A 21,402-nucleotide genomic window follows, 5' to 3' on the forward strand; every position below is an offset into this window, starting at 1 on the left:
TCCTCAGGGAATACAAATTGTTCGTGGGGTTGATCTTGAGGAGCCATCCAAGCGCGGATACCCTCGTTGAGCAAAATGTTTTTGGTATAGAAGGTTTCAAACTCTGGGTCTTCCGCCGCCCGTAATTCTTGGGAGACGAAATCATAAGCCCGCAGGTTGAGTGCCAAACCGACGATGCCGACGGCGCTCATCCACAAGCCTGTGACTGGCACGAACAACATGAAGAAGTGCAACCAGCGTTTGTTTGAGAAGGCAATACCGAAAATCTGTGACCAGAAACGGTTTGCCGTCACCATTGAGTAGGTTTCTTCTGACTGGGTTGGATTGAAGGCACGGAAGGTGTTGGCACCATCTCCGTCTTCAAACAAGGTGTTTTCGACTGTGGCACCGTGAATGGCGCACAGTAGCGCACCACCCAATACACCCGCAACACCCATCATGTGGAAGGGGTTGAGTGTCCAGTTGTGGAACCCTTGCAGGAATAGTAGGAACCGGAAAATAGCAGCTACGCCAAAGCTGGGTGCAAAGAACCACGAAGATTGTCCCAAGGGGTACATCAGAAATACACTGACGAATACTGCAATGGGAGCAGAGAAGGCGAGGGCGTTATAAGGACGGATACCTACTAGACGGGCAATTTCAAATTGGCGCAACATGAAGCCAATCAAACCAAAGGCTCCGTGCAACGCCACGAATGGCCACAAACCACCCAATTGGAACCAACGGGTGAGGTTGCCTTGAGCTTCTGGGCCCCACAACAGCAGAAGTGAGTGTCCCATGCTGTCGGCGGGGGTGGATACTGCCACTGTTAAGAAGTTACAGCCTTCTAGGTAGGAGGAGGCTAACCCGTGGGTGTACCAAGAGGTGACGAAGGTGGTACCGGTCAGCCAACCGCCTAGTGCTAGGAAGGCGCAAGGAAACAATAGTATCCCTGACCAACCTACGAATACGAAGCGATCGCGCTTGAGCCAGTCGTCTAATACGTCAAACCACCCTCTACTGGGGGCGCGTCCAACTGCGATGGTCATTAGAGCAAATCTCCAAATGTTATAAGTACAGGTTGTATCTGTATTATAGATGGCTAAATAAAAGCCTTCTATAAGCAGAAAGTTAACCGGGTTGTTAACCTAGTTTACAATTTTTTACACACCTTTAATTATATTAGGTGTAAATCGTTAATTTTTCTAGAGGTTTTGTAATAAAAATTTATTTATGATTCAGATGAGGTGTGAGTGGAAAGCAGGAGGCAGGGGAGATAGACAAGAATTGAGATTCGCTCTCACCTGTTGTTGCGTTAGCTTCTCCCTCTTTACGATAAGCACACTTATTGAAGTGGGGGATTCAGATCCATTCCCCCTTCATTTCATGACAGTTTTTGATGGAGTCATTTCTCCCTGCGCCCTGCTCTCTGCCCCTCTGCCTCTTTCCCATTTCCCTAGAATCAGTCAGCTGACGCTAAAATGAGTCCACAGTTAAATTTGATTATTGCTAAATGTTTACCATCGATTTAAGCATCAGAAACACTGCTTTCCCTATCTCTGTACAACGTAAGTCAGCAGAGGATGCTGAGGCTGTTTATCAGTTGATTTTGGCAGCAATCCGCTCTGGGAACCCTGACATTGTGGAACTCAAGTGCGAGGGCAAGACAGAGAAAAAAATTGCTGTCCGTGCTAGTGAAATTTCTGGGGTGCAGATTGTTCAGAAAGATGGTACAACCCCTGGTGGTGGTAGGCCACCTGGCTTTTTCGCTGTAGCTGCTGAGTAAGCAAGGTTGAGAAATGGCTCAAGTGGGCATTGAGGTCAAGGATTTAAATTTCAGTTGGCCTAATGGAGAGAAAGTTATCAAATCTTGCTCTTTAGAAGTACCCAAGGGCGAGTTTTGGATGCTGTTGGGTACAAATGGTAGCGGTAAATCAACGTTACTCAGACTACTGGCGGGGTTATTAGCTCCTGAGTCTGGGGAAATTCGGGTTTTGCACCCTGTTGGTTTTGTCTTCCAAAATCCAGATCATCAACTGGTGATGCCAACGGTTGGTGCTGATGTGGCTTTTGGATTAGTGGAAGAGAAATTACCACCCGCTGCGACTAGGGCTAGGGTTGAAGAGGCGCTAGGAGCAGTGAATTTGCTTTCTCTCCTACGACGCCCTATCTACGCACTCTCTGGGGGACAAAAACAGCGAGTCGCGATCGCTGGTGCGATCGCCCGTCGCTGTGAAGTCTTATTATTAGATGAACCCACTGCTTTACTAGATCCTGATAGCCAGTTGGATTTAGTGGCTGGTGTGCGCCGCCTTGTCAAAAGCCGAGGTATTACAGCTCTGTGGGTGACACATCGATTAGACGAGTTAAATTACTGTGACGGCGCTTTCTTACTAGAAAAAGGCTCTCTGGTAGATAGGGGTGAACCTCAACGCCTTAAACAACGTCTAATGGAGGTACACAGCGAAGCCTCTTAATTGAGTGCTGTTAGCGGTAGCGGGGCATTAAGCCAGTGCTGAGTAAAGTAAAAAGTACTCAGGCTTTCATAGCCAGACATGCTCCACCCTTTATAGGTGGTCTTTTTACTCACTACTCTTAGCTATCATTACTACTGAAAATGAACTGCAACGCGCCTTTGTTTAAAAGGCGCGTTTTAAGTAGGTACGTCTGTCTTAGGTTTTAAGTTTATGAGGCTGCCGTATTTTTTATTCTATGTAGCATAGTGTTACACACTATGCGTCAATTATTATAAAACTTATGAATGAATTTTGTTAACTCTAGAAAATTGTGATTAAAAACCATGCCCCGTTCCTTACTCCAAGCCGTTTTGTTAGTGGACGGCTACAATATAATAGGCGCTTGGCCTTGCCTTAAAAAAACGCGTGATAGCGTTGGACTAGAGGCCGCACGGGGCGAACTTGTGGAAGCCATGACTGGTTATAGTGCGTTTCAAGGTTACACAACTCAGATAGTTTTTGATGCCCAATATCAGAATTGCTCTAGTAATAAAGAAATTATTACTGAGCTTTTATCTGTTTATTACACTGATTTTGGACAGACCGCAGATACTTATATTGAAAAATCTTGTGCATCTATGCGGCAGCAAATAGCCCAATCTTTGATTTCTCGTGTAATTGTTGCTACATCAGATCGGGCACAGCAGTTGATGATACAAGGGTATGGGGCTGAATGGTTATCGGCACAACAACTCTGTGGGGAAGTAGAAGCTACCGTCTGCCGGATGCGACAAAAGTATCATACGCGCAAACAATCTAAGAGCAGGTTTTTAGCTAATGCCATTGATGCTAAGGCGCGGCAGCGTCTAGCTGAATTACGAATGGGATTACAGTAGATATTAGTATTTAAAAGTCTCTGCTTAAGTTCCTGAATGGGTTTTGGCTGCAAAAATTCTATAAATTAAGTATCTAAAAATAAGTATCTAAAAAAATATTGGCGAAAGTACTTGCCAAATACTATTTTTAGCCCTATGATTATAAATCGTGAGTGATCCTCAGTAGCTCAGTGGTAGAGCGATCGACTGTTAATCGATTGGTCGCTGGTTCGAATCCGGCCTGGGGAGTTTATCAATTTTGGATTTTAAATTTTGGATTCTAGATTATCCGTCAGAGGTTTATGGTCGCTTGACTCGACCGTGACGTTTCTGAATCATGGGTCTTTTGGTGCTTGTCCTAAACAAGTGCTGGAGTTTCAACAACGTTTGCAATCGCAACTCGAAGAGGAACCCCTACGCTTTTTTGGTAGGGAGTGGGAACCTTTGCTAGACGATGCCAGAAGTAAGCTGGCGGCGTTTGTGGGTGCTGATGTCCAAGATTTGGTATTTGTCCCCAATGCAACCACTGGTGTTAACTCGGTGTTAAGGTCGCTGACGTTTTCACCAGAGGATGAAATACTTACAACGAACCACGAATATAATGCTTGCCGCAATGCACTTGATTTTATTGCCAGTCGCACTAGTGCGCGGGTGGTAGTGGCAAAAATTCCTTTTCCTATTGACTCACCACAGAAAGTAATCGCAGCAGTAATTGAGCGAGTTTCACCAAAAACACGATTAGCACTTTTGGATCATGTTACCAGCCAGACAGGGTTAATTTTCCCGATTCAAGAATTGGCGAAGGAGTTGCAACAAAGAGGTGTAGATACATTGGTAGATGGTGCCCACGCACCTGGAATGATTCGCCTCGAATTGGAAGAAATTGGCGCAGCTTATTACACTGGGAATTGTCATAAATGGCTGTGTGCCCCAAAAGGAGCAGCATTTTTGTATGTGCGACGAGATAAACAGTCAGAAATTCGTCCCTTAACAATTAGCCACGGTACAAATTCGCCGCGTACTGATAAAAGCCGCTTTCAGTTGGAATTTGACTGGACAGGTACAGACGATCCTACAGCTTATATGTGTGTACCGGAAGCGATCGCTTTTATGGGTTCGTTGCTACCTGGTGGGTGGACACAATTGATGCAGCAAAATCATCAGCTAGTGTTGCAGGGAAGACAGCTACTTTGTGAAGCGCTGGGAGTGGAGCCGCCTTGTCCAGAGGAAATGATTGGTTCAATGGCAGTTGTGCCAATGCCTACGACTTTGGAAAACCGCGATTTTATGTCTATACATGATGAGTTGTTTGATAAGTTTGGTATTCAAGTGCAATTGATACCGTGGCAGGAAAAACCTCGGCTGTTGGTAAGGCTTTCGGCGCAGATTTACAATACTTTAGAGCAGTATGAGTATTTGGCAAAAGCACTTCTGAAGTTGTTGAAAAATAGATGAGCAAGTAGAAGCGATCTCCTCGCACTGATTGTTAGTTCAAAGTAATCCAAAGTTTTATCATTCTGGGGTACAGGGTATAAAAGTAGCAATACAGTTGTGCCAAAATATTCAAGGCACAGAGCAACCTGTATGGAGGCTAATTTGCCGTGAATTTACCAGAGTGGAACGAAGACCTAAATAGTCTAGAAGCTAAAACGGCTGCTAAAAAACTTAGTCCTCAACAGAAATTTATTTTGCTTGTTCTATTGGATGAGGTAAAAATTTGGTATTCAGCAGCAAAAGAATCTCACAGACCAGAATGGTTTAGACAAGCTAGTATATGGGGATTTCCTTGGAAGCCAGGAAACAATAGAGAAATTTTGATACCATTTTTTAAATTTTTTGGGCAAGGATCAGAATGGTCATCATCCAAGCGAGCTTCTTGGTCTAAATCCCTAGCAAAGTTAGAGTATCGTGGTTTGATTATTCGGAATAATTACAATTGTGAGCCTCGGCTATCTACCGATACTCCCCCACCTAAGCGCACCACAGCAATCAAACTTACTTACTTAGGTTACAGAATAGCCAACTTGGTTGATACACAAGGCTCAGTGTTTCCAGTCAAAAAATTGCCAAAAGAAAGCGAAGCTACATTGAGCATTGCTGAGATAAACAAATGCTTGGATAGTCCACAAGTTAGAAAAGGAACTCGAAAACTTAGCCGTTTACAAAAAAGAATTTTGAGCGTTTTAGAGTTTAGGATGCAAGTAGTAGAAGAAGCAGATATTAAGGTTGATAATCCTGACATTGCTCATTACATTGATGATTTGGGATTTCCGTGGTGGCTTCATCCATCAGATTTTTATGAAAAAATATTGAGAATAAAAGCTCAGGTGAATATACATCATCTGACCGTTCTGATCTGTCTCGCTCTCTCAAGAGACTAGAAAATCGGGGCTTGATTATTCGGAATAATTACAAAAATTTACCTCGAAAGTCTAATAAGATAGCGGCTCCTAAGTACAGTATCCATATAAAAATTACTGATTTGGGGCGAGATGTAGCCAAATGGCTGATGAAGGAAGACTACTACGTTGATTCTTATGGCTATACAAAATTATCTTCCAAACAACGTAAACAGCTAGTAGAGCAAATAAAAAAACGGCTAACAAAATAAGCGAAACTAACAAATGGATTTTGTTAGCTTTTTGTCAAAACGGCTAACATTAAAATTTCCAAAAGTTCTTCCAAAATGGCAGCATTGCTTTGTGCTGTCAGGAATCTGGCGTTTACTCACCTAATGTAGTGCAGGTAAACATTTCATACTTCCTCAAGTGCCGGGGTATATTTCTGTTTAACCTAAATGCTGAGTTTCCTAAAAATCTACGCATTGATGGTGAATCTCCAACTAAGAGCATCACTGTCTAAAGAAAGATCCTTTAGCTCTGATGAATCAGGGAAAGTTCATCTTTTAAACATCAAAGTTCAATATGAATTACCAACAGCACAATATATCTGGGCTTTTTCAGCCTTTATCCTCGTTTGGGCAAAAACTGGAAGAATATAAACAACTGGAGTTAAATCTTCAACGTCCCATTTTGCTTAATGGTCTATCCTTCTACCAGGATGAATTTGACGGAAAACTTCGTCCAGCTATAGGTACAGTGTTTAACACCACTTGTTCTAAGAAAATTACTACTGTTACAAAACGGTGGCAAAATCTAGATAAACGAGAATCAGATTGGATTGCCTATAAAAATCGTACTGAGGGAGCATCTTTTCATAAAATGATGGAGCAGCACTTTAATAATCAGCCTTTGGCACACTACTGCGATCGCATTAAGGCTTATCGGCGTAGCATAGAACCAGTTTTAGAAAAAATTAGTGCAGTTCACCTTGTAGAAAAGGTAGTTCCTTGGAAAGGAATTTTACCCTATGCTGCCAAGCTAGATTTTATGGGCAAATACGATGGAATACTTCATGTAATTGAGTGGACATCAAGCACGCAGCCTATTTCTGAGTTAGCATTTCTCGGTAATAAGTTAGAGCAAATAACTGCCCAGGTCAAGGCAGTTCGGAACTTTTACAATCTGGAAATTAGTCATGCACTAATTGTTGTTGCCCACCCTTACACAGATGCAACTGTTTTTACTCTTGAACTAAAAGACTTGGCTAACTGCTGGAAAAATCAGTTATTTCCTCGTCTTAAACGATTTTACGGCGACCAGATGTCACTTGCTTGTTAACTAAAAAAACCAAAAAAAGCGATCGCTTACTTTCTTGCCTAGTACTTGAGGAATAATAAGCGATCGCGTCGATATTTGCATTTTGAACAGACGCGACAGTTTATTTAGGCCAAATTACTTATTAACTATGAAATATCACAGCTACTAGAGGCAATAACGCCAAAAGAAAACCATGCCAGGACTGCAATTGAGGTTCTTGGATTGGTTTTGGTGGCGCTAATAAAGCTTCTATTCTCTGTTCTAAGCGATCTGCACCAGAGGAACCTAATGCAGCACAGCAAATTTCCGATAAAACGGGGCTGCTACTAACTACTAATAAAAGTGATTCTGCTAACACCAGAGGATCTACCTGCAATGCTGCATAACCGTCAGCACGAAGTTCGCGCAAAGCTAACAGTTCTTCCCACAAAGGCTCTGTATTCGGCAACCATGCAGTGCAGGAACGCACCCAACCCAGCCAGAAAAACCAGAATGTATCCCTATAATAGTGATGTCCTTGCTCATGGGCTAAGACGCTTTCTAAATGAGCCGATGAGAGAGTTTGCACTAATCCTTGGCTAACCACTAGTTCTGGTTGCCAAAAACCGATTTGACCTGCAAACAACGCGCCCGTTTGCAGTAACCTAGCTCGTTTATTCCCCAAATTCACCACAGGACAGTTACGAGCAGATTCTACAGATTGCAAACCCTGAAAGGCCAGTTTAATGCATGAAATGGCAAAAAATGCCAAATAAATTAATGCTAGTAAATAGCTGACTGAGCCTGTGTACATCCCACCCATTTGTCCTTGGGGGCCCATGAAGAGGACAGCGATCGCAGTCATAAAAATTAGCAAGGGCGGGAAGAGGAACAAAAATAGCGCTCGCTGCCACCGCACATTCCAATTAGCTTGGCGTTGACTCCAAGCGGATCTTAGCCACCAGGCAACTGCTAAAGCATTCAAAATCATTATTAGATGCATCATTCTTCCTCCCTGGCTTGTCGTGCTGATTGAATGCGTTTAGCGATCGCTGCTATTTGCTCACTAGCTGCTTCATCTAAGCTATCAGCAAAAGCAGCAATAACATCGGGGTTCCCCACTGCCAGAAATCGCTGTAACTGTTCGTGAGCTTTGATGACATCTGATTGCTGTTTACTCAGCATTGGCCGCCAGTAGAACGCTCGCTCTTTTTTGTCGCAGGCTAGCCAACCTTTATCAGTGAGGCGACGTAAGACAGTAGTCACAGAAGTATACGCTAATTCCCGGTTGGGGTCAGCCAGAATGCGATCGTGTACATCTTTGACTGTAACTGAACCAAGTTCCCAGATGATATTTAAGATTTCCGCTTCTAATGGACCTAAAGATAGTTGTTTAGGACGGTAGTCGGGTAAAGGTGCCATAGCAATTTCAATGGGGAGTGGGGAATAAGTGAATATCCGTCTCTTTGCGCTGTAACCTTGAAGCAGTAAGTTTTTCCCCATAAATATAAGTCTGTTCTTGTTTTAGATTATAAGATAGTGCAGCAGTCTGAAGTCTATTCAAATAAAAAATGGGCTTTTTGAGGATTTATCAGGGACTCTTAAAATTTTGTTAAAACCCCAGCAGATTTATTCCTTAGCCCCCTTTATGCATTAAATGACATAGTATTATGCTTTTGAATGGTAAAAAATCCTCTGGAAAAAATTGAGATTATAGTTAGTGACACCAACTAGGTAGAATGTAATTTGCGGTAGTAGTATTAAACTAGGTGTATCCAGCGCGTGAAGCTATTCGTATACCACACTCCTGAATTAACTCCAACGGGTAAAGCGCCAGAATGTGCGATCGCAGTTGATGTTTTGCGAGCCACTAGCACAATTGCGACAGTTTTGGCAGCTGGAGGCGAAGCTGTACAGGTATTCAGCGATTTAGATCAATTAATTGAAGTAAGCGAAAAATGGCCTTCTGAAAAACGTCTGCGAGCTGGAGAACGCGGTGGCGCGAAAGTAGCTGGCTTTGAGTTGGGTAACTCTCCCCTCGACTGCACACCAGAATTAGTCCAAGGGCGTCGCTTGTTTATTAGTACCACCAATGGCACTCGTGCCTTACAAAGGGTACAAGACTCCCCAAATCTATTAGCAGCAGCCTTGATTAACCGGGCGGCGGTGGTGCAATTCCTTTTAGAAAAGCAACCAGAGACAGTATGGATTATTGGTTCTGGTTGGGAAGGCAGTTTTTCTTTAGAAGATACAGTTTGTGCAGGTGCGATCGCTCATAGTCTTTTAGAACAAACACAGTTGTCACCAGAAGAATTAGCTGGTAATGATGAAGTAATAAGTGCGATCGCTCTTTACTCTCAATGGCAAGATAACTTATTAGGATTACTTCACCAAGCTAGTCACGGTCAACGATTGCTGCGTCTTGACTGTCACGAAGATTTAAAATATTGTTCCCAAACTGATATTTTAGATGTTTTGCCAATACAACATGAAACGGGAGTTTTGAAAAGTCAAAATAAATAGGAAATCTGTAGAGACGCGATGAATCGCGTCTATAGGGTATGGGGAAGAAATTTAATAACCAATGCCCAATGCCCTATTGCCTATTTTTAATTTTCAAATCCCTAAGCATTTGCCGGAGTCTTTGCCGCCAATGGGGCGGATATGTTTCTAAAATTGCTGAGATTTTTTCACAAGCAAGGACAGAATAGGCAGGGCGACGGGCTGGTGTGGGATATTCGGCGGTAGTAATGGGGACAATACGTTCAACTTTCAAAGGGAAGCCTAGCTGTTGTGCTTCTTCAAAAATCGCAACGGCAAAATCATACCAGCTAGCAATGCCGCTATTAGTGTAGTGATACTTACCGCTAATTTCTGGGGTTAACTGGGGAATTAGCTGGGCTATAACTGTGGCTATATCTTGCGCCCAAGTCGGGCTACCTATTTGATCGGCGACGACGCGGATTTCTTGGCGTTCTGCACCTAGTCGCAGCATGGTTTTGACAAAATTACTTTTGCCAAAGGTTCCATAAACCCAAGCAGTGCGAAGGATGAGGTGATGGGCGTAAGTTTCCTGAATTGCTTCTTCTCCAGCAAGTTTGGTTTTACCATAAATACTCAAGGGATTAGTCGCATCGGTTTCCTGGTAAGGACGATACTGATTACCATCAAAAACATAATCGGTCGAAATATGAATTAGAAAAGCTCCTAATTTTTGGCTTTCTTGAGCAATAATTAGGGGTGCGATCGCATTAATAGCGCTAGCAATTTCGGGTTCGCTTTCTGCTTTGTCCACAGCAGTATAAGCTGCGGCGTTAATAATGATTTGCGGCTGTTTTGATCTGATAACGTTACAGAGGGTATCAGGTTGGGCAAGGTCTACTGTTGGACGTTCTACTGAGATAATATCGCCATAGTAAGGGAGTATTTGTTGCAGTTCTTTACCCACTTGACCGTTGCTACCAATCAGCAAAATTAATTTACTCATCCTAATTAGTTCTTGAGCCTAACGCAATCATCAAGCTTAATCAAATACTTCAGCAGTTCTCAAAGATTTCCCAGCTTCGTCTTTAGTTGATAAAATTGGTGGCGCACTTAAAGGCCAATCTATAGCTAAATCTGCATCGTTCCATAAAATTGTGCGATCGCCTTGGGGTGCGTAGTAATCTGTAGTTTTGTAGAGAACTTCAGCTATTTCTGAAAGCACGAGAAAGCCGTGAGCAAAGCCTGGCGGTATCCACAGTAGGCGTTTGTTTTTAGCACTGAGTTCATGACCTACCCATTTCCCAAATGTAGGAGAACTTTTTCTAATGTCTACGGCTACGTCAAAGATAGTGCCAACAATAGCTCGGACAAGTTTACCTTGGGGTTGTTGGATTTGGTAGTGCAATCCACGCAGGACATTTTGTTTGGAGTAAGAGTGGTTATCTTGCACGAAATTCGTCACAATACCTGTCTCTTGAGCAAATTTTTGATGGTTGTAGGCTTCAAAAAAGAAACCGCGATCGTCTCTAAATACTTGGGGTTCAAGTTGTATAACTTCGGGAATTTTAGTATGTACAATACTCATTAATATTATTTTTAGTAATTTGTCACAGTGTTAATTGTAAGAGTAATTTAATGCTTATATTTTACAGCTGTTAAGTAAAATTTTGACCTTGATTTGTCCCATTTTTAATAAGAAAATCAGGTCAGTTCAATTTGACAGTCATCGCCAATTAAAAATCGCAAAGCTTTGGGGCGACGTGGTGCAAGAACCAATTGTGCCCGTTGTCCAATTACGCTATCAATAATACGCTGATGAATTCCAGAAATTCTAGCACTTTCTAAAATTACACTGTGTTCTAAATCGGTATCAATGAGTGTAACATTGTTAGCAATACTACTATAGGGCCCAATAAAACAGTTTTCTAAATGACAATTGCTACCAATGACTACTGGCCCCCGAATTGTACAGTTAATTACTTTAGATTTTGCACCAATTTGGACTCGTCCAATAATCTGACTTTGGCTATCAACTTCTCCAACAACTGATGCTGTTAAATAGGTGTCGAGAATCAATCGGTTGGCTTCTAATAAATCATCTTTTTTACCAGTATCAAGCCACCAACCTTGGAGATTGTAAGCTAAAATTTGCTTTTCCTGATTAATTAGGTATTGAATAGCATCAGTAATTTCTAGTTCGCCTCTGGCAGAAGGTTGAATATTGGCGATCGCATCAAAAATGAGATGAGAAAAGAAATAAACCCCTACCAATGCCAAATTTGAAGGAGGAACTTTAGGTTTTTCAATTAACTGTAATACTCTTCCTGTTTCATCAACCTCAGCCACACCAAAGGCGCTAGGGTTGTCAACCGAATGTAAGAGAATCAAAGCATCTGGCTGTTGTTGGCTAAATTGTTGTAGAAAATAACGTAACTCACCTAATTGAATCAGGTTATCGCCCAAGTACATGACAAAGGGAGAATCTTCTAAAAAGGGACGGGCGACTTGGACGGCGTGAGCAAGTCCGGCTGGCTGTTCTTGTACAATGTAGGTGATGTTCGCTCCAAAGTATTCTCCATTTCCGGTTCTTCCTTGCACTTCTGCCCCAGTTTCCGGGCTGATAATTATGCCAATATCAGTAATACCAGCAGCGACCATTTCTTCAATGCCATACCATAAAACGGGTTTATTAGCAACTGGTACAAGTTGTTTTGCCCCACTGTAGGTAAGGGGACGTAAGCGTGTACCTTTACCGCCAGAGAGAATTAGTGCTTTCATAAAGATTTAGGATTAGTTATTAGCCAAGATAATCTTAAATTTTGACAAAATCCTAAATTCTTACATCCAAAATTTATCTTTCATAAATAACGGGATAAAACTTCGCCGGTTGCTTTTCCTGTTTTTTCCCAACTGAATTGTTGAGAGTGAGCGATACCTTGGCTAGAAAGGCGCGATCGCAATAGCGAATCGTTAGCGATCGCCTGCATTGCTTCTGTAATTTCTCCGGTATTGTAGGGATTGATCAGAATCGCCGCATCGCCAGCTACTTCTGGTAAGGAGGAGAGATTTGAGGTAATGACGGGAGTACCACAAGCCATTGCTTCCAGGACTGGTAAACCAAAACCTTCCCAGAGACTGGGGAAAACCAGAGCGATCGCTTGATTGATGATTTTTGGCAATTCGCTGTAAGGAATATAGTCTAGGAACTTTACTTGATTATTTATACTTAGTTGCTCAACTTGCGCTTTTAAAATTGGGGTATAACGGCGATCGCTTGGCCCTGCTAACCAAAGTTCATAGTCTTTGTAGTTAGGTAAGGCAGCAAAAGCACTGATGAGTCGCTGGATGTTTTTGTATGGATCTTGCCGTCCAATGTAGAGAAAGTAGTTGCGGGGAGGTAGATTTAGGGGGGAGAAGTGAGTGCGATCGTGCGCCAAAGGAATCGGAGTAATTTTGCTGGCAGGAATTTTATAAAAATCGGTAATGTCTTTAGCCGTAGTCTGAGAGATGCAAATAATATGTTGTGCTTGCTTCAGAACTTGGGGAGTGTAGTAGCGGTGATAGAGCGTGAGTGGTGAGAAGCTTTTAGCAAAGCGCAACGGTATCATATCAAAAGATGTGACGATAAAACGACAGTTGCTATAAAGCGGTGCTTCCGGTATAGGGGAGAATAAAAGACTCGATTTCAGGTTTTTATATATTTGTGGTAGTTGAAATTGTGTCCAGAGTAGTCGGTTAAAATGACCTTTTGTACCGTGGTCTGGTGTTAAATTTGATGGGACTGGATAACAGTCAAAATCGGGATACTTATGTGCTGCTAATAAAGTGGGTTGTAAAGATTTTAAAGAAGGAAAAAGGTTTTGAGCATAGTTACTTATACCTGTTGGTTTAGACAAGAGAATAGATAAGTTAATAATTAATTGTTTGGCAGAGATATTATCTACTATTTTCATTAAATAATTGTTCTGTAAGCGTTTAATGTTTCTTTTGCCGTTCTTTCCCAGGAAAATAATTTTGCTCTAGCTTTCCCTTTATTAATTAATTCTTGGCGTACCTGGGAATCACTGATTACTTTCAATATGGCTTCCCCTAGCTGGATAGGGTTATTAGGGTCAACCAATATAGCGGCATCTCCTGTAACTTCTGGAATTGAGGAAGTATTGGAACTAATTACAGGAGCACCTAGAGTCATTGCTTCCAATACCGGTAAACCAAAACCTTCGTAATGAGATGGATAAACGAAGACATCAGCTTTTGAGTAAAATAACGCAACTAATTCATTAGATAGGTAATTAAGATGATGAATTTGGTTTGCCCAAGGAGAATTTTCAATAGCTGCGAATATCGGTTCGTAATTCCATCCTTTCTTACCAATCAATATTAATTGATGTTCAATTTTATATTTTTCTTTTAAAAAATTAAAGGCTGTAATTATATTATTAATATTTTTTCTTGGTTCTATTGTGCTGACAAAAAGTAGATATGGTTTAGAAAAATCATAATTAGCTTGCTTTTCTAAAGCTTGTGCAACTTTCTGAGATAAATAATTAGGATAGTAGCGACTAGCTAAAGGTGTGACATAGATTTTTTTTGGGTCTACTTCCAAATATTCAATAATATCTTTTTTAGAACTCTCTGAAATTGTTAAAACTAAATCTGTCCACTGTAAACATCGCTTTATCTTTTTTGTATAGGTTTTTACTACTGAATCTACATAGTTATGGTATTTAATAAAAGTTAAATCATATATATTCATTACCTTTAAACTATTTTGACAAGGATAAACTGAGTAATTTGTACCATGTAAGATATCTGGAAAACCAAAATATTTTTCAAAGTACGATAAACTAGGTTTGAAAGCTAAAGCTAATAATAAATTTGAAATTCTTACAGGTAAAGGTAGCAGATATTGTTGAGAATAATCTTGAAAAGATTCAGGCAAGCTAAACTCACCCCGAAGCCAATTTTTTAACCCTGGTTGATAAACTATTCCTAACTGAAAATTCTCCTCTTTTTGTAATATATCAAGAGCGCATATTAAATTAGCAACATAAAAGCCAACTCCACTGGGTTTTGAATCCACTGGAGTGGCATCAACTACAACTTTTAGCATTAGAATGTTTAAGCTCCGCCGTTGCTCAACTTTTTTAAATCATAATCAACCATTAACTCCACCAATTGCTCAAAGGAGTGCTGAGGCTGCCAACCTAACCCCGTCTTAATTTTATTTATGGAACCAACTAACTGCACTGCTTCGTCAGAGCGATAAAAAGCAGGGTCAACTGAGACATAATCTTGCCAGTTTAGACCAACGCAGTTAAAAGCACACTCAACGAGTTCTCTAACAGAGTGAGTTTCACCACTAGCGATAATATAGTCATCAGGTTGTGCTTGCTGCAACATCAGCCACATAGCGTAAACAGCATCCTTGGCATAGCACCAATCACGACGGGCATCTAGGTTGCCTAATTTTAATTCATTTGCCAAACCTAATTTAACTTGGGCAGCTGCGTGCGTGATTTTGCGAAATACAAATTCTGTCCCACGTCGAGGCGATTCGTGAGTATAAGTAATACCACAACAGTTGTAAAGGTTGTATTTCTGCCGATAGTTGACAGTCATCCAATGAGCATATGCTTTGGCAACACCGTAAGGGTTACGCGGACGAAAAGCAGTACGTTCGGTCTGAGGTGATTCATCAGGTTGACCAAAAACTTCACTACTAGATGCTTGGTAGAATCGAGCATCTGGTTTACAGCGCCGGATAGATTCTAAAAGGCGAGAAACACCAAGGGCTGTGTACTCAGCTGTGAGCGCTGGTTGTGTCCAAGAGAGAGGAACATAGCTTTGTGAAGCAAGGTTATAAATTTCGTCAGGTTGAGCTTCTGTAATTACATCCATTAATGATGATTGATCTAAAAGGTCACCAGAAAGGATTTCGATATGACTAGAAAGGTGATTGATGCGCTCAAGATTACTGGAACTTGAACGGCGGACTAAGCCGAATACATGATAGCCTTTGATTAGTAGTAGTTCAGCAAGATAAGAACCGTCTTGTCCAGTTAGTCCTGTGATTAAAGCTTTTTTCATCATAGATTTTGAATAAATCACAATAAATTATATAAAAACAGAATAAATATCATCTGTACAAAAAAACTATGGTTATACATAAATTTACTCTTATAACAATTAAATGCAACTTTTATACATAATTACTAAAATAAAGTTTTATTAACTTAAATCAAGAAGTAAAAAATAAAATATTACTAAGAATAAAGTGAATAACTAATTACGATATGCGTACCTATAAATATTAAGTTAATTAACTCTATCGATCCTTTTATAAACTATTTTAATAAATGGGTTGATAAGATTCTCTAAAAAGAGTGGGTTTTCAGATTTTAATGCTTTCCCATAAAACCTAAATTTTAATGTTATAGTATAAAATAAGAGTTAGAACAACTAAAATTTTCTTCCCTCATATATTTCTAAATGCTTTTTCGCAATATTAAGCCATTGATTAGCTTCGCAGTAAATTAAGCCATTAGCAACTAATTGTTGATTTAGCTCAGTAGATAAAGTTAAATTTTGAATTTTATAAGCTAATTCTCCAGGAGCACCTGGTGTAAACAAATGTAGACAGTTAGCTTCCTCATTCAATTCTTCAAAAGAGGCAATTTTACTAGCTATAACAGGTTTACCTGATGATAAAGCCCAAGTAAGGGCAGCTGACGACGATAATATTGTAGTAGGTTCATATGGAGCCAAACAAAAATCAGTTATATCATAATAACTACGCAAATCTTCAAATTCTAAATATCCTGTTAACTTTATACGACTTCCAAGGTTTTTGTGTTTTTGGTATTTATTAATAAATTGAACTATTTCATCCAGAGCATTATCAGTAGAATTAGGGTGAGAAGTTCCTGTAATCACCAAGTAATAATTTTCTGGTAAACTTTTTAGTGCATTTAATGCTGTTTTATAACCTTTATAGGTAGATATAAATCCAAACATCGAAAGAATAATAGCTTCATCAGGAAAGCCTAATTTCTTTTTTAAAGCAATTTTCTCAGCACCGTTTATTTTATTTATATTATGTGTATGTGAAAATGTAACTCCCTGCTTAATAATGTGAACGGAGTTGTCTGCAAAGCCACTATCTAAAAAAATTCGACGCGTTTTTTTAGTGTGAACAATAGCATTTAATTGATTTTTAAAATTAAATAAAGAAGACATGTAATATTCCCACTGTAATTTTCTAACAATTTTCTTGCCAAAACCAGTTAAACCATAAGAAGGTTCTAGTAAAAAAGATGGTTCTGTATGAAAAGTAACAAATACTTTTTTATTTAGATTTAGTATTCCTTTTAAAAAGCTATTGAAATTTGTAATTGAGCCGTTCAATCCATAAGAACCAGCAAAAAAACTAAATTCATGTTGAATATGAATTATGTCATAGTCAATTAATTGTCTACTATAAGAGTTAAAATATTCTTTAATTTCACCTCTAGTCATATACTTCAGCTTTTGCTCTTCAATTGGTACTACTGTACAAGTAATACCATGCTGTAAAATTCCATTAACTAATCCTTTAGTATACCCAGCAATACCACAAGCAACATCCCAAGTGCTAATTTGAGCAATTCTCATTTACTTATCTCCTTTAATTTTAATATGTATGATAATTTTTATAAAATCTCCATATATTAGCATATCTTAACATTATTTATTATCAATATTAAATTATTTAACTGAGATTTTATTCACACTAGTTCATATTCAAATAAAGTTTGATAGCATCATCTCCATTTCCCATAAATTTAATTATCCCTTTATCTAACCAAATAACTTTTTTACAACCCTGCTCTATAAAATTTAAATCATGGGATACTACCAATACAGTCGCATTTGCATTCCAAAGGTTTTCTATTCTTCGCTTACATTTATTCTTAAAACTTTCATCTCCAACTGATAGTACTTCATCTAAAATCAAAATGTCTGGCTGTACATCAGTAGCAATAGCAAAACCTAATCGTGCTACCATACCTGAAGATAGACCCTTAACTGGAACTAATGCATAATCATGGAGATCTGCAAATTCTAAAATAGAATAAGCTCTCTCTCTCATTTCTGCCCTAGAAAATCCCAGCAGTACTCCATAAAGCATAATATTGTCCATTACAGAAATTTCTGGATCAAATCCTGCTCCTAGCTCAATTAATGGTGCTATTTTGCCGCGAACTCGTGCTAATCCTGTAGTTGGTCGAAGAATCCCTGAAATTATTTTCAGTAACGTTGATTTTCCAGATCCATTGGCTCCAATAATACCTATTTTTTCTCCTTTTTCGACTACCAAATCAATATTATTTAGTACTATTTTCTTTACAGGTTTGCGATATTTACCTTCTAAGACAGATAGCACTGTTTTTTTGAGGTCATAAGAAAACTCTTCTTGAGTTCGTCGCCACAGCGAAACTTTTTCCAGACGAATTACTTCCATTTACAGTAAATCCATAAATTGATGCCGCCACAAGTGAAAACAAGTCCATCCGATTGACAAAATAATGATGCCACTAAGCAAAGCACCCCAAACTAAACTCCAGTCAGGTGGCGCTCCTGATAATGTAATCTGACGCAGACTTTCAATAATAGGTGCTAATGGGTTTAATCTTAAAAACGGCTTTACCTGGGGTGGAACAATAGCAGATGGATAAAATACAGGACTACTAATCCAAATCATAAAGGAAATTAACTCATAGAAATAAGGTAAATCTCTAAAAAATACATATAAAGCGCTCATTATAAATCCGACTCCCATAGAAACTAAAACTAATGACAGGAAGGGAAAAAATAGCCCTACTAAATTTACTAAACTCTTAGTATTGATCAAAGTCATTACCACCAGTAATGGTAATGTTCCAACAGCAAACTGAAATACATTTGCTGCAATCATTGATACTGGAAAAACACTTACTGGCAAACGAATTTTGTTTAACAGTGAGCCATTTGCCACTACACTACTTAAAGCTTGGGAAGTAGAAGCTGAGAAAAAATTGATTACTACCAGTCCCGTTAACGCTGCCAACATATAATTAAGTATGGAATTTTTGTAATATGATGCAAAGGTAGCCCCAAAAATCGCGGTATACAGACCTGTCATGATCAATGGGTTTAACAGTGACCAATATACACCTAAAAACGATCCGCGATAACGTACTTTAAGATTTCGCGATACCAGAACGTGTAGCAACTCCGAATAACGGTGTGCCTGCAACCAAGTTAAATTACTTTTAAGCGAAAGTATCATTTTCAAAAACCACAACAGGCAAGTTATTCGCGCATTTTATACCATTGGAGCGCACTTTGACATATTAGCTTACCACTAAAGGCTGATTTTAAATCGATAAGGAGCGCCATAATTACTTTAGGTTTATATCTACAGAGAAATGTTTTGACTGCCATTGCCCATTCGACTTCACGCTTGTCTTAGCTATTTATTTTCGATAGATAAATTTTTCTAGTAGTACCTTACTCTACAAGACGTTGCACGAACGGTAAGCTTCTTCAATGTATTCAGACTACCATATCTTATTCTTAGTCGTTAAAAATACTTTAAACTTTGATAATTTAAGTATTATTACGGTCTGTACATAAATTATAGATTTTTGATCGTTATGCAGTAAGCTTTTTTGCATATTGTATAAACCTTATTTCAATTAGAACATGTATAAAATGTGAAAGAAGCAAGCATAAGCACAATGCTATGCAAATAGCACTTGTTGGATAGTTGGGAATGTAATTAATGGTAAAAGATAACACATATTTACCCAAAGTCAAATGGATAATATAAAGAGAATAACTAATATCTCCAAGCCACTTAAAAAAAGATAAATAAGGTATTTTTTCTCGAAGGAAATAAGAAAAATTGAAGATACAAAATGCCCAGATAAAGCTATTTAAATGAACAAACACAACCTCAGAAGGTTTATACTTAAGATACAACCTGAAAAATGCAAAGAAAATTGCACAAATAGTTATTAAAGAAACAATAGCTGCTGTCTTTCTACACCATAGTTCTAAATACCCTTTCGCCAATACGGTTCCAAGTAAAATAATCAATAAATGCGGAGACTGATCAGTTAAAATATTGCATAAAACTGCTAATACATGAATTTTGGTATCTATATACTGAATTAAGTTGAGAGGAATTATACACCATGAAAAAACAAAAATAGAACAAGCAAAGTAACTAAACAAGCTGCTGTACTGTGTCTTAATTGATAGATTCAAAACAGGTACTAGAAAATAAAATTTCCATTCAATTAAAAGAGTCCAAACAACAGGAATAATAGCCTTAGAATCTAGTAAATCTTGTAAAAATAAGAGATTTAAAATAAATTGTCTAGTACCAATAAAAGGTTCTATTAAAAATAAATTATTAACTAATCTTGTTACAATCAATGCAAAAACGTATGAAGGATAAATTCTAAAAATACGTTTTATAAAAAAGTTTTGAATGGAACCATCATTTTCGTATGATTTTGGAACGACAAAACCTGAAATTAAAAAAAATACATGTACAGCAATAAATGGATAAAAATCTTTAAAAGTATACAAAATACTATGATAATTAATATTTGGGGATTTAGTTTCTACAACAGAATAAAAATGCCCTAAAACAACAGCCACAGAACCTATACCACGCAAATAATCTAAAACAATAATTCTTTTTTTTTGCATAAAAGTTACAAAAGTAAAATAATCCTTAATAAGCCTAATGAAACTGTAGTAATTATTACTAAAAAATTCTTGGGCTAAAATAACTAATATTTTAAAATCCTTAATTGTTCATAAATATATTTATTTTGCTTTTGGTCTTATTTTTGAGTTACTTGAGAAGTTATTTCAGATACCACCTGAGCAACTTGTCCTTATTTCCAAACTATATAACTATCCCGAACCGCAAGCAGTACATCAAAAATTATCATCATATCTGATGCAACTCTTAATTTAGGAAAACCTTGAACATAATAAAAAATTGGTCTGCTAAAACTGTAGTTTGTTTGCCTGCTAGGTATTGTTTAATAACTTATAGTGTGGTGATAATCGCGTAAAGATACAGGTAGAATTCTGCCAAGATAACGTCTCAACAGAGATATTCGATGTTAGTATTTACTATTTTGAGGGTTGTAGTTATGGCGGTCTTTTACTACGGTAGGTTGTTTGGATCAATTCCCTGCGATCGCAAATACTCCGCCAATCGTTCTGCTCGTTGATATTCTTGTTCAGCTTTTTCTCCTCGCGTTGGTACCTAACCTGCTGCATTATACCAACGCAACCACAAACCTGTTGTCTCCTGATAAGAACCTTGCCAAAGGCCCAATCCTAGCTCTAACTCTTCCAGCCATAAGCGGTTCTCTGGTAAAGATATTGCCTCGTAGCGAGTGCCTATAAGTTGAAAGGCACGCAAACGATTTTCATAGCAATCGTAGACAACATAGTAGGGAACCCGCAAAATGCGTTCATATACTTCCCACTTTGTTGGGGGTCGGTTGACTTCTCGCAGTGTTTTTCCTAAGTCTTCTTGTTCTGTACCTGGTGAAAGTAATTCAACTACTAAAAACGGATCAATCCCCTCTTGCCAAATGACGTAACTTAAACGTAGGTCTTGCTGTTAACTAGCACTAGGTACTCCTAAAACCATATAACAATCAGGACGCTTGTACCACAAAGTATGGCGGGGGTCGTAGTAAAGATTCAAGTCGCTAGCAAGTAAAATTTCCTCAGATGGATAAGTCAGAGGCTGACAAGTCTCACTGAGCAAATCCGCTTGAATGCGGTGAAATTCATCTGGCAAACCTGATTCCCCTACTAATTCACTGGGTAAATCATACATTGTAGGCATAGTTTCTTGTGGCGGACGGGGTGGATCTGTTTGATACATGACTGCTACCTTTGTTGCTTAAC

Annotated in this window: 21 protein-coding genes, 1 tRNA gene and 1 pseudogene; 9 read left to right on the forward strand and 14 right to left on the reverse strand. The window is 39.0% G+C overall.

Annotated elements, in window-relative coordinates; translation table 11 throughout:
• The coding region (psbD, locus tag RMY00_RS29730) for a photosystem II D2 protein (photosystem q(a) protein) (protein WP_322650972.1) at window positions 1-1,028 on the reverse strand (1,028 nt) is incomplete at its 3' end.
• Between the two features lie 464 nt (window positions 1,029-1,492).
• Here psbD and RMY00_RS29735 point away from each other — a divergent pair.
• The 8 genes from RMY00_RS29735 (at window position 1,493) to RMY00_RS29770 (ending at window position 6,990) form a co-directional block, all read left to right on the forward strand.
• Window positions 1,493-1,765 carry a hypothetical protein gene (locus RMY00_RS29735; protein WP_012410874.1) on the forward strand — a complete coding sequence of 91 codons (273 nt, stop codon included), beginning with the start codon at window positions 1,493-1,495 and terminating at the stop codon, window positions 1,763-1,765.
• A 13-nt stretch (window positions 1,766-1,778) separates the two neighbouring features.
• On the forward strand, window positions 1,779-2,456 hold the full coding sequence (locus RMY00_RS29740) for an energy-coupling factor ABC transporter ATP-binding protein (RefSeq protein WP_322650973.1): 678 nt from the start codon (window positions 1,779-1,781) through the stop codon (window positions 2,454-2,456).
• 323 nt (window positions 2,457-2,779) lie between these two features.
• On the forward strand, window positions 2,780-3,331 hold the full coding sequence (locus RMY00_RS29745) for an NYN domain-containing protein (protein WP_322650974.1): 552 nt from the start codon (window positions 2,780-2,782) through the stop codon (window positions 3,329-3,331).
• 156 nt (window positions 3,332-3,487) lie between these two features.
• Window positions 3,488-3,559 (forward strand) — tRNA-Asn (locus tag RMY00_RS29750).
• A gap of 24 nt (window positions 3,560-3,583) precedes the next feature.
• Window positions 3,584-4,765: an aminotransferase class V-fold PLP-dependent enzyme gene (locus RMY00_RS29755; RefSeq protein ID WP_322650975.1), complete on the forward strand. Its 1,182-nt coding sequence runs from the start codon at window positions 3,584-3,586 to the stop codon at window positions 4,763-4,765.
• 146 nt (window positions 4,766-4,911) lie between these two features.
• Window positions 4,912-5,691, forward strand: a complete 780-nt coding sequence (locus RMY00_RS29760) for a hypothetical protein (RefSeq protein ID WP_322650976.1) — start codon at window positions 4,912-4,914, stop codon at window positions 5,689-5,691.
• Window positions 5,692-5,702: 11 nt separating this feature from the next.
• Window positions 5,703-5,921 carry a hypothetical protein gene (locus RMY00_RS29765; RefSeq protein ID WP_322650977.1) on the forward strand — a complete coding sequence of 73 codons (219 nt, stop codon included), beginning with the start codon at window positions 5,703-5,705 and terminating at the stop codon, window positions 5,919-5,921.
• Window positions 5,922-6,234: 313 nt separating this feature from the next.
• A complete protein-coding gene (locus tag RMY00_RS29770) occupies window positions 6,235-6,990 on the forward strand; it encodes a hypothetical protein (RefSeq protein WP_322650978.1) in 756 nt (251 codons plus the stop codon).
• Window positions 6,991-7,111: 121 nt separating this feature from the next.
• On the opposite strand, the gene RMY00_RS29775 is transcribed toward RMY00_RS29770, so the two are convergent.
• A complete protein-coding gene (locus tag RMY00_RS29775) occupies window positions 7,112-7,951 on the reverse strand; it encodes a M56 family metallopeptidase (RefSeq protein ID WP_322651043.1) in 840 nt (279 codons plus the stop codon).
• Window positions 7,951-8,370 carry a BlaI/MecI/CopY family transcriptional regulator gene (locus RMY00_RS29780; RefSeq protein ID WP_322650979.1) on the reverse strand — a complete coding sequence of 140 codons (420 nt, stop codon included), beginning with the start codon at window positions 8,368-8,370 and terminating at the stop codon, window positions 7,951-7,953. Before RMY00_RS29780 ends, RMY00_RS29775 begins: the two co-directional genes overlap by 1 nt.
• Window positions 8,371-8,730: 360 nt before the next feature.
• Here RMY00_RS29780 and RMY00_RS29785 point away from each other — a divergent pair, with 360 nt between their 5' ends.
• The gene (locus RMY00_RS29785; protein WP_322650980.1) at window positions 8,731-9,471 is read left to right on the forward strand and encodes a 2-phosphosulfolactate phosphatase family protein; all 741 of its coding nucleotides are present in this window, start codon (window positions 8,731-8,733) and stop codon (window positions 9,469-9,471) included.
• Window positions 9,472-9,544: 73 nt separating this feature from the next.
• Here the strand turns inward: RMY00_RS29785 and rfbD are convergent, their stop codons facing one another.
• The 11 genes and pseudogenes from rfbD to RMY00_RS29840 all read right to left on the reverse strand — a co-directional run bounded on the left by rfbD (window position 9,545) and on the right by RMY00_RS29840 (window position 21,379).
• Window positions 9,545-10,435 (reverse strand): dTDP-4-dehydrorhamnose reductase, encoded by an 891-nt coding sequence (gene rfbD, locus RMY00_RS29790; protein ID WP_322650981.1) that lies wholly within the window; start codon window positions 10,433-10,435, stop codon window positions 9,545-9,547.
• A gap of 36 nt (window positions 10,436-10,471) precedes the next feature.
• Window positions 10,472-11,017 (reverse strand): dTDP-4-dehydrorhamnose 3,5-epimerase, encoded by a 546-nt coding sequence (rfbC, locus tag RMY00_RS29795; RefSeq protein ID WP_322650982.1) that lies wholly within the window; start codon window positions 11,015-11,017, stop codon window positions 10,472-10,474.
• 116 nt (window positions 11,018-11,133) lie between these two features.
• Window positions 11,134-12,210 carry a glucose-1-phosphate thymidylyltransferase gene (locus RMY00_RS29800; RefSeq protein WP_322650983.1) on the reverse strand — a complete coding sequence of 359 codons (1,077 nt, stop codon included), beginning with the start codon at window positions 12,208-12,210 and terminating at the stop codon, window positions 11,134-11,136.
• An 80-nt stretch (window positions 12,211-12,290) separates the two neighbouring features.
• Window positions 12,291-13,385 carry a glycosyltransferase family 1 protein gene (locus tag RMY00_RS29805; protein ID WP_322650984.1) on the reverse strand — a complete coding sequence of 365 codons (1,095 nt, stop codon included), beginning with the start codon at window positions 13,383-13,385 and terminating at the stop codon, window positions 12,291-12,293.
• Window positions 13,385-14,545 carry a glycosyltransferase family 1 protein gene (locus RMY00_RS29810; protein ID WP_322650985.1) on the reverse strand — a complete coding sequence of 387 codons (1,161 nt, stop codon included), beginning with the start codon at window positions 14,543-14,545 and terminating at the stop codon, window positions 13,385-13,387. The genes RMY00_RS29805 and RMY00_RS29810 overlap by 1 nt, the downstream gene beginning before the upstream one ends.
• 8 nt (window positions 14,546-14,553) lie before the next feature.
• The gene (locus RMY00_RS29815; RefSeq protein WP_322650986.1) at window positions 14,554-15,525 is read right to left on the reverse strand and encodes a GDP-mannose 4,6-dehydratase; all 972 of its coding nucleotides are present in this window, start codon (window positions 15,523-15,525) and stop codon (window positions 14,554-14,556) included.
• 369 nt (window positions 15,526-15,894) lie between these two features.
• On the reverse strand, window positions 15,895-17,085 hold the full coding sequence (locus tag RMY00_RS29820) for a glycosyltransferase (protein WP_322650987.1): 1,191 nt from the start codon (window positions 17,083-17,085) through the stop codon (window positions 15,895-15,897).
• Between the two features lie 118 nt (window positions 17,086-17,203).
• Window positions 17,204-17,935, reverse strand: coding sequence for an ABC transporter ATP-binding protein (locus tag RMY00_RS29825; protein ID WP_322650988.1), 732 nt, complete (start codon window positions 17,933-17,935; stop codon window positions 17,204-17,206).
• Window positions 17,936-18,742, reverse strand: coding sequence for an ABC transporter permease (locus RMY00_RS29830; RefSeq protein WP_322651044.1), 807 nt, complete (start codon window positions 18,740-18,742; stop codon window positions 17,936-17,938). It lies immediately after the preceding gene.
• Window positions 18,743-19,107: 365 nt separating this feature from the next.
• Complete coding sequence (locus tag RMY00_RS29835; RefSeq protein WP_322650989.1) at window positions 19,108-20,175, reverse strand: acyltransferase; 1,068 nt, start codon at window positions 20,173-20,175, stop codon at window positions 19,108-19,110.
• 469 nt (window positions 20,176-20,644) lie between these two features.
• A pseudogene (locus tag RMY00_RS29840) lies at window positions 20,645-21,379 on the reverse strand (Uma2 family endonuclease).
• Between the last annotated feature and the right edge of the window lie 23 nt (window positions 21,380-21,402).

The sequence above is a fragment of the Nostoc sp. ChiVER01 genome (genome assembly GCF_034531155.1).
GTDB lineage: Bacteria > Cyanobacteriota > Cyanobacteriia > Cyanobacteriales > Nostocaceae > Nostoc.